The sequence below is a fragment of the Deinococcus metalli genome (genome assembly GCF_014201805.1).
Classification (GTDB): domain Bacteria; phylum Deinococcota; class Deinococci; order Deinococcales; family Deinococcaceae; genus Deinococcus; species Deinococcus metalli.
This window is the reverse complement of sequence record NZ_JACHFK010000007.1, coordinates 144,202-157,990: the sequence shown is the minus strand read 5'-3', so window position 1 is coordinate 157,990 and position 13,789 is coordinate 144,202. Positions and strand designations below refer to the sequence as shown.

Genomic DNA, 13,789 nt, shown 5'->3' with positions numbered 1-13,789 from the left:
GCGACCTGGACGCGGTGCTGATGCTCGACGAGATGTGGAACGCCGCGTACCACCACCGCGACCCCGGCCGCATGGCAGGCGTCCTGGCCGACGACTGGATGGCCTTTTTTCCCGATGGAACGGTGATCTTCAAGCACGATCTCCTCGAGGGCATGACCCGCAACGAGCCGGCCACCCTGGTCTTCGAGCGCCACGCCAGCCGCGTGTACGGCGACGCGGCCGTCACGCGCGGCACCCTCTACGCGAACGGCGAGCGCGTGCAGAGCTTCTACCGGGTGTACGCCCGCCGGAACGGCAGCTGGCAGGCCGTGAGCGTGCAGGTGGTGCCTTGAGGGGGCGGAAGGTGAGCGGCGGTCGCGCTCAGCGCTCTGCCCTCGGCCCCGAGCCGCGCTGGAGGTGCGAATGACCTACCGTGCCGGCTGGATTCATTACACGAACGTCGCGCCAATCCTGGATTCGCTGGTGCTGCCGCCGGACGTCACGGCCATCACGGGCGTACCGACGGAGATGAACGACGCGCTGCTCTCCAGGCGGGTGGACATCGCCAACATCAGCGCGGTGGAGTTCATCCGGCACGCGGCCGTGCTGGAGGCGCTGCCGGATTTCAGCGTGGCGGTGCTGGGGCCGGTGTACTCCGTGAACCTGTTCCACACCCGGCCGCTGGCGGCACTGGAGCGCGTGGCGCTGACCAGCCAGTCCGCGATGAGCGTGGCGCTGCTGGAGGTGCTGCTGCGCGGGCAGGGGCTGTCGCCGGTGCTGGAACGCGCCGAGGGGACGGCCGAGGAGCTGCTCGCAGCGGGCTTCGACGGCGTACTGCGGATCGGAGACTCGGCCCTGCGCGAGTGGTACGGGGTGGTGGGGCCGCTCACGCCCGAGACGACCATGACCTCGCTGCCCCACACGGCCCGGGGGATCACCGTGACGGACCTCGCGGAGGCGTGGTTCGAGCGCACCGGGCATCCCTTCGTCTTCGCGGTGTGGGCATACCACAGGGACAACCCGCCGCCGGCCGCGCTGATCCAGGCGATGCGGGAAGCGCGCCGGGAGGGCATCGGGCATCTGGCGGAGGTGGCCGCGCGGCACGCGCGCAAGCTGGGGCTGCCGGAACGGGTGGTACAGCACTACCTGTGGAACTTCCGCTACCACCTGGAGGCGCCGGACCGGCTGGGCCTGGCAGAGTTCGCGCAGCTGAGCGTGCCGGGGCACGCGCCGCTGCGCTTCGGTCCCCGGCCGGGCGCGGCGGCCGCGTCCCGCTGAGCCGCGCTCAGGTCAGGTGGTCCAGCGGCCCGAGCGCGACCACCGTCAGCTCGTCCAGAGGGCACAGCGCCAGGACGTCCCGGACATCCTGCACGGTCAGGCGCTCGAAACGGGCGACAAGCTCCGGCACGCTCACGACCCGCCCGGTGGCGAGGTACTCCATGCCCAGCGTGAACAGGCGGTCCTGCGGGGTGTCGGCGCGCAGCAGGAGGCCCACGGCATGTTTGCGGGCGGCGCGGCGCACGGCGTCCGGGGTGATCAGGTCGGCGGCGCCCCGCAGCACGGCGCGGTAGGTATCCAGCACCGTCTGCGCGCGGGCAGGGTCGCAGGAAAAGCCGCCCTCGAAGATGCCGGCATCGACGTAGTCGAGGTGGCTCAGGTCGGCGCCATCGGCCAGGCCGGTGTCGATCAGCGCCCAGTACAGCGCGCCGTTGTCGCCGCCGATCAGGTCCGCGAGCACGGCGGCAGCCTCGCGCAGCGGGTGCAGGATGCCCAGGCCGGGGGCGGCGGTGGCGACCTGCACGCGGCTCAGGGCGTGTTCCGTGATCACCCGCAGCGAGCCGGGGTGCGCGGGCCGGGCGGGCGGCACGTCGGGCGCGCCGGGCGACTCGTGCCACGTGCCCAGGGCGCCGCGGGCCCACGCGAGCACGGCGGGTGCGTCGAAGTTGCCGCTGACCGCCAGGGTGACGCGGCCGGCGCCGTAGCGGTCGCGGTGGTTGCGGCGCAGCGCGTCCGGGCTGAGGTGACCCACGGTCTGCGGCGTGCCCAGGATGCGGTGTCCGAGGGGGTGCGCGCCCCAGTAGTCGGCGTGCAGCTCCTCGGCGACGCGCACGCTGGGCTGGTCCGCGTACATGGCGATCTCCTCGAGGATCACGCCGCGTTCGGGCTCGATATCGGCGGCGCGCAGGGCGGGGCGCATCAGTTCGGTCAGGGTGCCCAGCAGCTCGGCCGTGCGCTCGGGCAGGCTGGCGGCGTGGTACACGGTCGCCTCCTCGCTGGTAAACGCGTTGGCGTGACCGCCCAGGTCGTCCAGGCGCGCGTTCAGTTCGGCGGCGCTGAGCGTGTCGGAGCCCTTGAACAGCAGGTGCTCGATGAAGTGGCTGACCCCCATCTCGGCCGGCAGCTCGTCGCGGGCGCCGGTGCGCACGAAGTACCCGGCGGCGACCGTCTGCGCGTCCGCGTCGGGGTCGAGAAGGACGGTCAGACCGCCCGGCAGGACGTGGCGTTCGGCGTCAGGCATGCGTGATCTCCCGTGGCCCCAGCGTGACGATGCTCAGGTTGCGCGCCGGGTCGTACGTGGCCAGGAAGGCGTTGACCCGGTCCAGCGTCAGGGCCGACAGCTCCGCGCGCAGGTCCGGCAGCGGGCGCACCCGGCCAAACAGGGCCACGTCGCGCGTCAGGGCGCCGGCGCGGGCGCGCAGGCCCTCGGCGCCGAAGGTGACGCTGGCGTGCAGACCGGAGCGGGCACGCTCGAACTCGGCGGCGTCCAGCCCCTGCGGCAACCGCGCGAGTTCCGCGAGGAGCACCGCCAGCGTGTCCGGCGCGCGGTCCGGCGTGCTGCCCGCGTACGCGGCGAGGAACCCCTGGCCGCCCAGCACCACCGGCGACGCGCTCACCGCGTAGGCCAGGCCGCGTTCCTCGCGCACGGCGTGGAACAGGCGGCTGGCGCTGCCACCCGACAGGGCCGCCACCGCAATCTGCCACGGCAGCCAGTCAGGGTGGCCAGGCGCGACCCCGGGCCCGGTGACGCTCAGGTGGGTCTGTTCGGCATCCTCGTCGGGCAGCCACGCGCGCGCGCCCGGCTGGTAGTGGGCCGGCACCGCGGCGCGGTGGCCCGGGCGCAGGTCTCCCAGACGGGCCGTGACGAGGTCCAGCGCCTGCGCCGGTTCGAGGTCCGCGACCATGCCCAGCACGCTGCCCGCCTGCCCGAGCGTCTCCAGGTGCGCCCCCAGGCTGCGGGGCGTGAGCGCCGCGAGGCCCGCCGGGGTACCGCTGGCCGGGTGGCCGAAGCCCGAGAAGGGCGATCCGGCCGGACGCGGAAAGGCCAGGCCGCGCGACGCGATGGCCAGCCGGTCCGTGGGGCTGTCCTGCAGGGCCTCGAGGTCCTGGCGGGCCAGGTCCGTCAGGATGGGCAGTTCGGCGGCCGGCAGGTCGGGGCGGGACAGCACATCGGCCGCGAGACCCAGCGCGGCGTCCAGATCCGCGGCCAGCCCGCTGATGCCGATCCGCGTGGCCTCCAGGCCCACACCTCCGCCCCGGCGCACGCCCAGGTCGTCGAAGGCGTCCTGCAACGCGCGGGCGTCGCGGCCGGCGGCACCCTTGAAGAGCCATTCCTCCAGCACGCCGGTCGCGCCTTCCTGACCCACAGGGTCGTGTGCGCTGCCGGTGGGAACGCGCAGGTCGAAGGCAAAGCCGGGGGTGCGGCGGCGTTCGAAGGCCACCCGCAGACCGCCGGGCAGCGTCCACAGGGCTGCGGTGGCAGATGGAGTGACGCCGGGAGCGTCGGTCGAGCGGACGGGCACCGTGGGATTCTACTCTGCCGCCTGTCGTCCGGGGCCGCCTACCCGTCCGGGGGCCGGAGACGGACTTGACGCGGAGTCAGCTCAGCAGTAAATTGGTACCGTTACCAGTCCATCCGGTCTCTCGGTCATCCTGCACGTGCCTCACGTCTCCCGTGGCCCACGTGCTCCCCCTCAGTCGCAGGCCATGCGGCCGTCCAGCAGGCACGTCCGAAGTGAAATCGTTCCCATCTCCAGGGAGGTGAAGCGTGAACAAACCCAGCCTGCGCGACGTGGCCCGCCGGGCCAATGTCGGCACCACCACCGTGTCACGCGTGCTGAACAAGCACCCGAACATCGCCGAGGCCACCCGGGGACGCGTGATGGCCGCCATCGAACAGCTCGGGTATGTGCCGGACGTCGGTGCGCGCCACTTCCGGCTGGGCCGCACGCACGCCATCTCGGCGCTGCTGCCCATGATCGGCACACCCTTCTACGAAACGCTGCTGACCGCCCTGCACGATCCGGTGGCCAGCAAGGACTACGACCTCGCGCTGTTTCCGCTGCTGGGCTCGCAGCGCGTGCGCCGCTACCGTGATCCGGGCGCGCTGGTCTACCGCGCCGACGCCCTCGTGATCGTGTCGCAGGACCCGGACGAGCTGTACGGCGGCCCGCCCCCCTTCCGCGGCCCCACCGTGCTGGTCGACGTGCACCACCCCGGCTACCACAGCGTGTCCTTCGACAATGTCGGCGCTGGCCGGCTGGCCGCCGAGTACGCCCTGAGCTGCCATCTGCCCATCGTGTTCCTCGACGGCCAGGACTTGCCGGACGCTCCCGGCTCGCCGGTGTTCGCGGCGCGGCGCAGCGGCATCCTGCAGACCCTGGGCCGCCACGGCATCCGGCCGGTGCTGACCGTGAGCGTCCTGCCGGAACAGGAGGGCCTGCGCAACGCCGCGCGTGACATCGCCGCGCAGCGCCCGGCCGGACCGTTCCTGCTGCTCGCCATGACCGACGACCTCGCGCTGGGCGTGCGCCAGCACCTGCACGACGTGAACCTGCACCTGGGCGAGGACTACTCGCTGCTGGGCTTCGACGGCAGCGCCGCCGCCGCCGCCGCCGGCCTGAGCACCGTGGTGCAGCCGGTACGCGCCATGGGCGAGGCCGCCGCCGAGGTGCTGCTGGGCGCCCTGAACGGCGAGTTGAACACCCTGGTGCAGCGCCAGTTCTCCCCCACCCTGCGCGAGGCGCAGAGCACGGCCCTGCGGATGACCACGGCATGAGCGTGCCGGGTGACGCACGCGGCCCTCCACCCGGCAGGCGTCCACTGCCCGCTCCTCACCCCACAACGACTGTCCACGGTCTTTCCCGAGTGGAAGGACACCCAAGGAGACCGCCATGAAAACAGCCGTCACGCTCCTGTCCCTGACCCTGCTCGGCAGTGCCCACGCCGCCACCCTGACGCTGTGGACGTCCTTCGAGGCGGCCGGTGAACTCGCGTGGATCAAGGCGCAGGCCACCGCCTTCGAGAAGGCGACCGGGAACAAGGTGAACGTCGTGTCCGTGCCCTTCGCGCAGACGCAGGACAAGTTCATCCAGTCGGCCCCCAAGGGCCAGGGCCCGGACCTGATCGCCACAGAGCCGCACGACCGCCTGGGCCGCTACGCCGCGTCTGGCGTGATCGAGCCGATGGACAGGTACATCACATCCAAGGCCGACTACGACAAGACCGCCCTGTCGGCCTTCACGTACCAGGGCAAGCTGTTCGGCCTGCCGCTGAATGCCGAGGCGGTCGCGCTGGTCTACAACAAGAAGCTGGTGCCCAGCGCGCCGACCACGTGGGACGCTTTCCTGAAGGCCGCGCAGGCCAACACCGGCAACGGCAAGTTCGGCTACCTCTCCGACATCGCCGAACCGTACAAGAGCTACGGCTTCGTCAGCGCGTACGGCGGCTACGTGTTCAAGAACAACGGCGGCACGCTGGACACGGGGGACATCGGCCTGGACAACGCCGGCACCGCCAGGGCCCTGGGCTTCCTGAACGACCTGCGCTACAAGTACAACCTGGTGGCCGAAGGGGTCAGCCAGGACGCCGCCAAGAGCGCGTTCGTGGACGGCCGCCTGGCGATGTTCTACACCGGCCCGTGGGACATGGGCGACATCAAGAAGGCCGGCATCGACTACGGCATCGTGCCCTTCCCCACGCCTCCTGGCGCGACCGGCAAGTGGAGCCCCTTTGTCGGCGTGCGCGGCATCCTGGTCAGCGCGTACAGCAAGAACAAGCCGGCGGCCGTGCAGCTCGCCCGGCAACTGACGTCCTCGGCGTCGCAGCTGTCGTTCAATGCCGCGAACGGCTCAATCCCGACCAGCCTGTCGGCCCGCGCGAAACTCCGCACCGATCCGGTGGTCGCGGGCTTCGGCAAGGCCGTCGCGCTGGGCACGCCCATGCCGAACATCCCCGAGATGGGCTCGGTGTGGGGCCCGTGGGCCGCCGCGACCGCGCAGGCCGTCCAGAAGGCCAACCAGCCGTACAGCGATCTGCTGAAGAAGGCCGTGACCGAGATCAGCACCAACATCAAGAAGTAGAGCGCCTCTGCCGGGGCGGGACGGGTCACGCGGCCTGTCCCGCCCTTTCATGTCCCGCCCTTTCATGTCCCGCCCCTTCACATCCCGCCCCGGCGCGGCGGTCTTACGGCAGCCCTGATCGTCCTGTCATGTGCAACTTTCCACCGATTTCGGTGGGGCCGCGGCGCGGCATGGTGGAGGCATGCGGCGTGTTCTGCGTGGACTGGTGGTGCTGGCCGTGCTGGCGGGCGCGGCCTGGCTGCTGTGGCCGCAGATCCAGACCGCCCGGCGCACGGCCACGCTGCTCGCGGCGCCCGCACCCACCGCGCGCAGCCTGCCGAACCCGCTGCCGGGCCGGCGCTTCGTGGACACCTGGGGCGGCGCACGCAGCCAGGGCCGCAGGCATGAAGGGGTGGACATCTTCGCCACGCGCGGCACGCCCATCCGCGCGACCACACGCGGCATGGTGCTGAATGTCGGGCCGAACACGCTGGGCGGGCGCACGGTGATGGTCCTCGGGCCGGCCGGACAGCGGCACTACTACGCGCACCTGGAGCGCTACCCCGATCTCGAGCGCGGCGAGTGGATCGAGGCTGGAGACGTGGTCGGGTATGTGGGGGACAGCGGGAACGCCAGAGGGACGCCCCCGCACCTGCACTACGGCATCTACACGGCTGGCGGCGCGATCAATCCGTACCCGCTGCTGCGCCAGAACTGATCCGCGCGTCCATCCCGGCCTTCACGGCGGGCCACTCGGGCGCGGTGATGGAGTACATGACGGTGTCGCGCATGCTGCCGTCCGGGCGGCGCATGTGGGCGCGCAGCACGCCCTCGCGCACGGCCCCCAGCGCCGCGATGGCCGCCTGCGAGCGCTCGTTGCGGATGTCGGTCTTGAGCTGCACGCGCTCCAGGTCCATCACCTCGAAGGCGTGGGCGAGCAGCAGGCGCTTCATGCGGCGGTTGACTCCCGTGCCGTGGTGGCGGGGGTGCAGCCACGTCCAGCCGATCTCCACGCCGCCATCGGCCGGGCGCAGGTCGCCGTAGCGGGTGCAGCCGGCCAGCGCGCCGCCGACCAGGATCACGAAGGGCAGGTGGGTCTCGGCGTCCAGGCCCGAGCGGTAGAAGGCCTCGCCGGTGGGCGGCGACCCCATGAACCGCAGCTCGTCGCCGCAGTCCCGCGCCAGGGCGCACAGCGGCCCGATGTCCGCGTCCGTGAGGGGCCGCAGGGTCAACTCGCCGCCTTTGAGGGTCACGTCATGCCGCATGGCCCGATGGTAGCCCGCTCAGCGGCCCTGCAGCGCGCCGATCACCCCGCCGTACGCGGGCTTCTTCGCATAGTCGTCGTCGAACAGCAGCGGCCGGCCCCCCGACCGCCACGAACTCGCGTCGTTCACGCCCCACGTGACGACGGCGCTGCATCTCACGCTCAGGCACGCGGCCACGAGGTCGCGGTACACCTGCGCCTGCCGCTCGAGGTTCGCAGGCGTCGCGCCGCTGGCAGGCAGGGTGACGTCCACCTCGGTGAGCTGCACGTCCAGGCCCAGGTCGCGGAAGCGCTGGAGGTTCGTCCGCATCCCCGTGCCCTCGACCGAGAAGGTGGAGTCCACGTGCGTCTGGAAGCCCACACCGGTGATGGGCACGCCGCGCGCGAGCATCCCCTTCACGAGCGCGTACACGGCGTCGCTCTTGCCGTTGAGGCCTTCGGCGCCGTAGTCGTTGTAGTAGAGCCGCGCGGCCGGGTTCGCGGCGTGTGCCCAGCGGAACGCGGCGTCGATGTAGTCGCTCCCCGCGAGCGCGAAGGGGCTGTTGGCGCGCAGCGGGTGGCCGGGCGTGTCCGCGACGGCCTCATTCACCACGTCCCAGGTCATGACCTTCGGGCCGAAGTGCGTGACGACCTGCGTGATGTGGTTCCGTATGGCGCTGCGCATCTCCTGCGGGGTCTTCAGGGCGTACACCCACGCCGGCGCGCTGTCGTGCCAGACCAGGGTGTGGCCGCGCACCGCAAGTCCGCGCTGCGTCGCCCACGCGACCACGGCGTCAGCGAGGCCATACGCGAACACGTTCTGGGTGCCTTCCAGCGCCTTCCACTTCATGCCGTTCTCCGACACGACGACCGAGAACTCGCGGGCGACCGTGTCGGCGTAGTCCGGGTCGAGGTCGTCGAAGAGCGAGGCGCTGACCGCGCCGCCGATCAGCAGCCCGCGCGCGGTGGCCGCCGACTTCAGGGTAGGCGCCTGCCCGGACGCGCCGGCGAGACCAACGAGCAGTGCAGTCAGGAGCAGGGATCGGGTCATGGCATGACAGTCCTTCCGTGGCGACGCCACGGCATCAGTGAGGGTGGACGCGGCTCAGCGCACGCGGAAGGTGTGCACGGTGCGCGACGTGAAGACCTGCCCGGGGTCCAGCCGGGTGGAGGGAAAGCCCGGCTGGTTGGGCGAATCCGGGTAGTGCTGCGTCTCCAGGCATACGGCCGCGTGCTGCTGATACACCTGCCCACCCTTGCCGGTGATCGTGCCGTCCAGGAAGTTCCCGGAGTACACCTGCACGCCCGGCTCGGTGGTATGGATGCCCAGTTCCCGCCCGGAGTGCGGGTCGTACAGGACGGCGGCGAGCCGAAGCCCATCCTGGCCAGCGTCCAGCACGAGGTTGTGGTCGTAGCCGCCGACCACCGCGAGCTGCCCGTCGGCGTCGGCGAGCCGCTCCCCGATGGCGCGGGGCGTGCGGAAATCGAAGGGCGTGCCCTCCACCGACCGTACCTCGCCGGTGGGCAGGCCGCCCGGCCGCACCGGCGTGAAGGCGGGGGCGTTCACGGTCAGTTCGTGCTCCAGCACGCCACGCGCCGGGTCGGCCGTGAGGTTCCAGTAGCTGTGGTTGGTGAGGTTCACGACCGTGGGCGCGTCCGTGACCGCGTGGTAGTCGATGGTGAGGGCCGCGCCGCCGTCTGCCTGCCCGGCCAGCGTGTACGTGACGCGCACCTCCAGCGTGCCGGGAAAGCCCATCTCGCCGTCCGGGCTGGTACGCGTGAAGACCACCGCCGGGCCGGCGTCCGTGAGGCGAGCCTCGCCGTGCCACAGGCACACGTCGAAGCCGCCGGGGCCGCCGTGCAGCGCGTTCGGGCCGTCGTTCGCCGGGATCACGCAGGCACGGCCGTCCAGCGTGAAGCGCCCGTCCGTGATGCGGTTGGCGTAGCGGCCGATGGTCGCCCCGAAGTACGGCGAGGTCGCGTGATCCGCGTACGGTTCGGGCCGGTCGTGCCCCAGCACCACGTCACCCAGCGCGCCCTGCCGGTCCGGCACCTCCAGACCGACCAGGGTGGCGCCGAGGTCCGTCAGGGTGGCCTGGACGCCGCCGGGCAGCGCCAGGGTGTAGGTATGGATGGTCTCACCGGATGGGGCCACGCCCCAGGAACGCCGGTCAGCCCGGCCCGCACTTGCGCTCATGCCCTTACCGTATCCCGAGCAGCAGCTCCATGGTGAGCTGGTCGAGCTGTTCCAGGCCGGGGCCGCGCGCCCCCAGCGCCGCGCGGTCGAAGGTGCGGGCCTTGAGCGCCTCGGCGTTCTGGGGGCTGAAGGTGCCGGTGAGCTGGGCGAGTTCGGCGTCCTCCACGCGGTACGCCGCCAGCGCCGCCTGGATCTCGCTGTCCTGCGCGAACTGCTGGGCCTTTTCCTTGAAGATCAGGTACGTGCGCATGCAGCCGCGCGCAAACGCCCACACGCCCGCCTCGTCCTCGGTGCGCAGCGCGTGCGCGTCGAAGTGACGGGGGCCGGCGTAGCCGCTCGATTCGAGGAGCTGCACCAGGAAGAACGCGCCCTTGGGGTTCTCCGCGCCAAAGCGCAGGTCCTGGTCGAAGCGGCCCATCTTCTGGTCGTTCAGGTCGATGTGGAACAGCTTCCCGGCGTCGATGGCCTGCGCGACCGCGTGCGAGAAGTTCAATCCTGCCATGGTCTCGTGCGCGAACTCGGGGTTCACGCCGAACTGCTCCGGCTTGTCGAGCGTGGCGATGAAGCCCAGCGCGCTCCCGACGGTCGGCAGGAAGATATCGGCGCGCGGTTCGTTCGGCTTGGGTTCCAGCGCGAAGCGGTAGCCGTAGCCCTGGGACTCGGAGTACTCCGCGAGGAAGTTCAACGAGTCGCGGAACCAGCCCAGGCAGTCGAGCAGCTTGCCGCCGGCGTCCACCTCGGTGCCCTCGCGCCCGCCCCAGAACACGTAGGTGGCCGCGCCGAGTTCCGCGCCCAGATCCATGCTGCGCATGGTCTTTTGCAGCGCGTAGGCGCGCACGCGGGCGTCGGCACTGGTGAAGGCGCCGTCCTTGAAAGCCGGGTCATTGAACAGGTTGGTGGTCGCCATCGGCACGACCAGCCCGTGATCCGACAGCGCCTGTTTGAACTCGGCCACGATGGAATCGCGCTCGCTGGCGCTGGCGCTGATCGGCACGAGGTCGTTGTCGTGCAGGTTCACGCCCCACGCGCCCAGCTCCGCGAGCTTCTGCACGAGGTACGGCGCCTTCATGGCGGGGCGGGTGGGTTCGCCGAAGGGATCGCGGCCGGTGTTGCCGACCGTCCACAGGCCAAAGGTGAACTTGTCGGCGGGCGTCGGGGTGTAGTCGGGCATGGTGGGCTCCTTGTGGGGCTGTGCGGCGGTCTGCCGTCAACAGAGAATTCGGGCGGCTTGCGGTGCCGCGGTCAGGCGGTCTGGCCGCCCTGCGGGTACAGGGCGTCCCGCGTGCGGGCGTAGGCGGAGAGGGCGGCGTGCATGTCGATGGGCGGTACGGCGGCCAGGGCGTCGGGGCGGGTGGCGTCGATGGCGGCGCCCAGGTCCGGGTGCAGGCCGGCGGCGGGCATGGCGAGGATGGCCGCGCCGTGCGCCGCGCCGGGCCGCGCGGTGGTGGGATGAACCGGCAGGCCCAGCGCGCCGGACGCGAGGCCCAGCCACATCTCCGAGCGGGCGCCGCCGCCGGTGGACAGCAGCGAGCCCAGCGGCGCGATCGGCGCCATGACCGCGTAGGCGTCGGCCAGGGCGGCGACCGAGCCCTCCAGCACGGCGCGCACGAGGTGGCCGCGGCCGTGCGCAAGGCTCAGGCCGGTGAACGCCGCGCGGGCCTGCGGGTTCATCAGGGGGCTGCGTTCGCCGGACAGGTACGGCAGGAACGTCACGCCGTCCGCGCCGGGCGGGACGTTCAGCGCCTCGTCCAGCAGGGTGGGCAGCGGCACGTCGTGGGCGAGCTTGCCGTGCAGCCACTCCAGCGATCCGGCGGCCGAGAGGGTCACGCCCAGCAGGTGGTACCCGCCGTCGGCATGCGCGAAGAGGTGCACGCGGCCCTCGGGGTCCGGGGTGGGCTCGCGCAGCGGACTGAACACCACGCCGGACGTGCCCAGGCTCAGGCTACCCACGTCCGGCCGGGCAGAGGTCAGGCCCAGCGCGATACCGGCCGCCGCGTTGTCGCCGCCGCCCGCGACGATGGGCAGGCCGGCGGGCAGGCCCGTCCGCGCGGCCCACTCGGCGCTCAGAGTGCCGGTCACGTCCACCGAACGCACGATGGGCGGGAACAGCGCGGGATCGACGCCCAGCTCGCCGAGGATGTCCGTGTCCCAGGTGTTCCGCGCCAGGTTCAGGGCGCCCACGCCCGACGCATCGGACGGTTCGGCGGCCAGGACGCCGGTCAGGACATAGCCCAGGTAATCCTTGGGAATCAGGGCGTGACGCAGCCGGGCGTACAGCTCCGGTTCCTCGTCGCGCATCCACAGGATCTTGGGCAGCTGGAAGCCGGTCACGGCGCGGTTTCCGGTGCGGGCCACGAGGTCCGCGCGGGGAAGCCGCGCCTCGATGGCCTGCACCTGCGCGCCGGTGCGCTGGTCGTTCCACAGCAGCGCCGGGCGCAGCACCTGCCCCTGGGCGTCCAGCGGCACCAGCCCGTGCATCTGCCCGCTCAGGCCCAGCGCTAGGGGCGTGGCGCCCAGGTCACGCAGGCGCGCGGCGATGGTGCTCAGCGCGGCGCGGGTGCCGGTCAGCCAGTCCTCGGGGCGCTGTTCGGTCCAGCCGGGTCGGGGGGTCAGGAGCGGATAGGTCTCGGTGACATCGGCCAGCACCTGCCCCTGGGCGTCCAGCGCCACCGCCTTCACGCCGCTGGTGCCCAGGTCCACGCCCAGCGTGACGCCCACCCGGTCCGGCCCGGCGGTCACGGGGCCAGCCCCGGAGCGGCGATGGCGCGCCCCAGCACCTGCGCAGCGGCTCCGCGGGCCGGCAGGTACAGGCTGTCCGGGCGGACGTCCACGCGCACGGGCGGGCTCTGGCCGCGGCGGCGGGCGAGGTGGGCGGTGAAGAAGTCCAGTGCGGTGTCCATGAGAGGGCCTCCCAGGCGGGCCAGCGCCCCGCCGATCACGATGTCGCTGGGGTTGAGGGTGTGGTGGAGATTCACGAGCAGCAGGCCCAGGGCCTCGCCGGCGCGGCCCAGCGTGACCTGCACTGCCGCCTCGCGCCGGCGCGGCAGCAGCGCGGCCTCCAGGGGTTCCAGGGCGTTCAGGCCCAGGGACGCGCGGATCGCCCAGCCGCCCAGCAGCGTTTCCACACAGCCCCGGTTGCCGCAGTGGCAGTACAGGCCGCCCGGCTGGATGACCGTGTGCCCGAGTTCGCCCGCCAGGCCGTGCGCGCCGCGCAGCACGCGCCGCCCACCCTCGACCAGGCCCGCGCCGACGCCCGTGCCGAGGCTCAGGTACGCGAGCAGGCCCGGCGGTTCGGCGGGCGACGGGCCCGGCGGCAGGTATGCCTCACCGAAGGCCGCGGCGTTCGCCTCGTTGTCGAGCACGCGCACGCGGCCCAGCGACGTGAGGCCCGCCGCGTGCAGGTGCGGGGCGAGCGTGTCCAGGAACGCCAGCTGCGGCCAGCCGAGATTCGGGGCGTACAGCAGCGATGCGCCGTCCGGCGCGACCGGGCCGGGCACCGCCACGCCCAGACCGAGCACCTCGCGGCCGTGCACGTCGGGGTGCTCGGCGAGCGTCCGGACCAGGCGGGCGAGATCGGCGGCGGCGCTGTCCGGGTCGCCGGTGGGCGTGGTGGTGGCCGCGCGGGCGAGCACCTGACCGGTGAGCGTACACGCGACGGCGCGGGTGCCGAGCACCCCGACCTCTGCGCCAAAGAGAACGTGGTGGCGCCCGTCGAGGTGCAGTTGCCGCCCTGGCCGGCCGACCGTGCCCTGCTGGAGGTCCCCCTCGTGCACCCAGCCCTCTGCCAGCAGGTCCTGCACGACACTGCCGACCGTGACCTTGGTGCGGCCGGTGCGCGCCGCGAGTTCCGCGCGGCTCAGGCCGCCCTCACGGCGCAGCGCGTCGAGCATGGCAGCGCGGTTGAGATGTTTCAGGAACCCCTGGTCACCGGCAGGGAGGGTTGACGTCATCGTAGCCTCGGGGAGTTAAGTAAGAGGGATTAACGAACAGGAGAGTAATGCCCAGCCCGGCCCTACGTCAAGACGGCAGGAA

13 protein-coding genes are annotated in these 13,789 nt (G+C 72.2%); 5 read left to right on the top strand and 8 right to left on the bottom strand.

Annotated features, from left to right (window positions below; all coding sequences use genetic code 11):
- The first annotated feature begins 20 nt into the window (after positions 1-20).
- Entirely contained in the window at positions 21-332 is a 312-nt protein-coding gene (locus HNQ07_RS14645; protein ID WP_184113060.1) for a nuclear transport factor 2 family protein, read from the top strand.
- A 70-nt stretch (positions 333-402) separates the two neighbouring features.
- Complete coding sequence (locus tag HNQ07_RS14640; protein ID WP_184113059.1) at positions 403-1,257, top strand: menaquinone biosynthetic enzyme MqnA/MqnD family protein; 855 nt, start codon at positions 403-405, stop codon at positions 1,255-1,257.
- A 7-nt stretch (positions 1,258-1,264) separates the two neighbouring features.
- Here HNQ07_RS14640 and HNQ07_RS14635 read toward each other — a convergent pair whose 3' ends face one another.
- Positions 1,265-2,497 carry a M16 family metallopeptidase gene (locus tag HNQ07_RS14635; RefSeq protein WP_184113058.1) on the bottom strand — a complete coding sequence of 411 codons (1,233 nt, stop codon included), beginning with the start codon at positions 2,495-2,497 and terminating at the stop codon, positions 1,265-1,267.
- A complete protein-coding gene (locus HNQ07_RS14630; protein WP_184113057.1) occupies positions 2,490-3,779 on the bottom strand; it encodes a M16 family metallopeptidase in 1,290 nt (429 codons plus the stop codon). Before HNQ07_RS14630 ends, HNQ07_RS14635 begins: the two co-directional genes overlap by 8 nt.
- A 245-nt stretch (positions 3,780-4,024) precedes the next feature.
- Between HNQ07_RS14630 and HNQ07_RS14625 the strand changes: the two genes are divergently transcribed.
- The 3 genes from HNQ07_RS14625 to HNQ07_RS14615 all read left to right on the top strand — a co-directional run bounded on the left by HNQ07_RS14625 (position 4,025) and on the right by HNQ07_RS14615 (position 7,035).
- Entirely contained in the window at positions 4,025-5,035 is a 1,011-nt protein-coding gene (locus HNQ07_RS14625) for a LacI family DNA-binding transcriptional regulator (protein WP_229832026.1), read from the top strand.
- A gap of 115 nt (positions 5,036-5,150) precedes the next feature.
- A complete protein-coding gene (locus HNQ07_RS14620) occupies positions 5,151-6,338 on the top strand; it encodes a sugar ABC transporter substrate-binding protein (protein WP_184113055.1) in 1,188 nt (395 codons plus the stop codon).
- Between the two features lie 181 nt (positions 6,339-6,519).
- Positions 6,520-7,035 (top strand): M23 family metallopeptidase, encoded by a 516-nt coding sequence (locus HNQ07_RS14615; protein ID WP_184113053.1) that lies wholly within the window; start codon positions 6,520-6,522, stop codon positions 7,033-7,035.
- On the opposite strand, the gene HNQ07_RS14610 is transcribed toward HNQ07_RS14615, so the two are convergent.
- The 6 genes from HNQ07_RS14610 to HNQ07_RS14585 all read right to left on the bottom strand — a co-directional run bounded on the left by HNQ07_RS14610 (position 7,004) and on the right by HNQ07_RS14585 (position 13,707).
- Positions 7,004-7,582: a GNAT family N-acetyltransferase gene (locus HNQ07_RS14610; RefSeq protein WP_184113051.1), complete on the bottom strand. Its 579-nt coding sequence runs from the start codon at positions 7,580-7,582 to the stop codon at positions 7,004-7,006. The genes HNQ07_RS14615 and HNQ07_RS14610 overlap by 32 nt on opposite strands.
- 18 nt (positions 7,583-7,600) lie before the next feature.
- Positions 7,601-8,611, bottom strand: a complete 1,011-nt coding sequence (locus HNQ07_RS14605; protein ID WP_184113049.1) for an endo-1,4-beta-xylanase — start codon at positions 8,609-8,611, stop codon at positions 7,601-7,603.
- Positions 8,612-8,665: 54 nt separating this feature from the next.
- Positions 8,666-9,757, bottom strand: coding sequence for an aldose epimerase family protein (locus HNQ07_RS14600; RefSeq protein WP_184113047.1), 1,092 nt, complete (start codon positions 9,755-9,757; stop codon positions 8,666-8,668).
- A gap of 4 nt (positions 9,758-9,761) precedes the next feature.
- On the bottom strand, positions 9,762-10,928 hold the full coding sequence (gene xylA, locus HNQ07_RS14595) for a xylose isomerase (RefSeq protein WP_184113045.1): 1,167 nt from the start codon (positions 10,926-10,928) through the stop codon (positions 9,762-9,764).
- 71 nt (positions 10,929-10,999) lie between these two features.
- A complete protein-coding gene (gene xylB / locus HNQ07_RS14590) occupies positions 11,000-12,496 on the bottom strand; it encodes a xylulokinase (RefSeq protein WP_229832024.1) in 1,497 nt (498 codons plus the stop codon).
- Positions 12,493-13,707: an ROK family transcriptional regulator gene (locus tag HNQ07_RS14585; RefSeq protein ID WP_184113042.1), complete on the bottom strand. Its 1,215-nt coding sequence runs from the start codon at positions 13,705-13,707 to the stop codon at positions 12,493-12,495. Before HNQ07_RS14585 ends, xylB begins: the two co-directional genes overlap by 4 nt.
- Between the last annotated feature and the right edge of the window lie 82 nt (positions 13,708-13,789).

Coding starts and splice junctions, on each gene's coding strand:
- HNQ07_RS14645 (WP_184113060.1), top strand. CDS start 21: ATGCTCGACGAGATGTGGAACGCCGCGTACCACCACCGCGACCCCGGC.
- HNQ07_RS14640 (WP_184113059.1), top strand. CDS start 403: ATGACCTACCGTGCCGGCTGGATTCATTACACGAACGTCGCGCCAATC.
- HNQ07_RS14635 (WP_184113058.1), bottom strand. CDS start 2,497: ATGCCTGACGCCGAACGCCACGTCCTGCCGGGCGGTCTGACCGTCCTT.
- HNQ07_RS14620 (WP_184113055.1), top strand. CDS start 5,151: ATGAAAACAGCCGTCACGCTCCTGTCCCTGACCCTGCTCGGCAGTGCC.
- HNQ07_RS14615 (WP_184113053.1), top strand. CDS start 6,520: ATGCGGCGTGTTCTGCGTGGACTGGTGGTGCTGGCCGTGCTGGCGGGC.
- HNQ07_RS14610 (WP_184113051.1), bottom strand. CDS start 7,582: ATGCGGCATGACGTGACCCTCAAAGGCGGCGAGTTGACCCTGCGGCCC.
- HNQ07_RS14605 (WP_184113049.1), bottom strand. CDS start 8,611: ATGACCCGATCCCTGCTCCTGACTGCACTGCTCGTTGGTCTCGCCGGC.
- HNQ07_RS14600 (WP_184113047.1), bottom strand. CDS start 9,757: ATGAGCGCAAGTGCGGGCCGGGCTGACCGGCGTTCCTGGGGCGTGGCC.
- xylA (WP_184113045.1), bottom strand. CDS start 10,928: ATGCCCGACTACACCCCGACGCCCGCCGACAAGTTCACCTTTGGCCTG.
- HNQ07_RS14585 (WP_184113042.1), bottom strand. CDS start 13,707: ATGACGTCAACCCTCCCTGCCGGTGACCAGGGGTTCCTGAAACATCTC.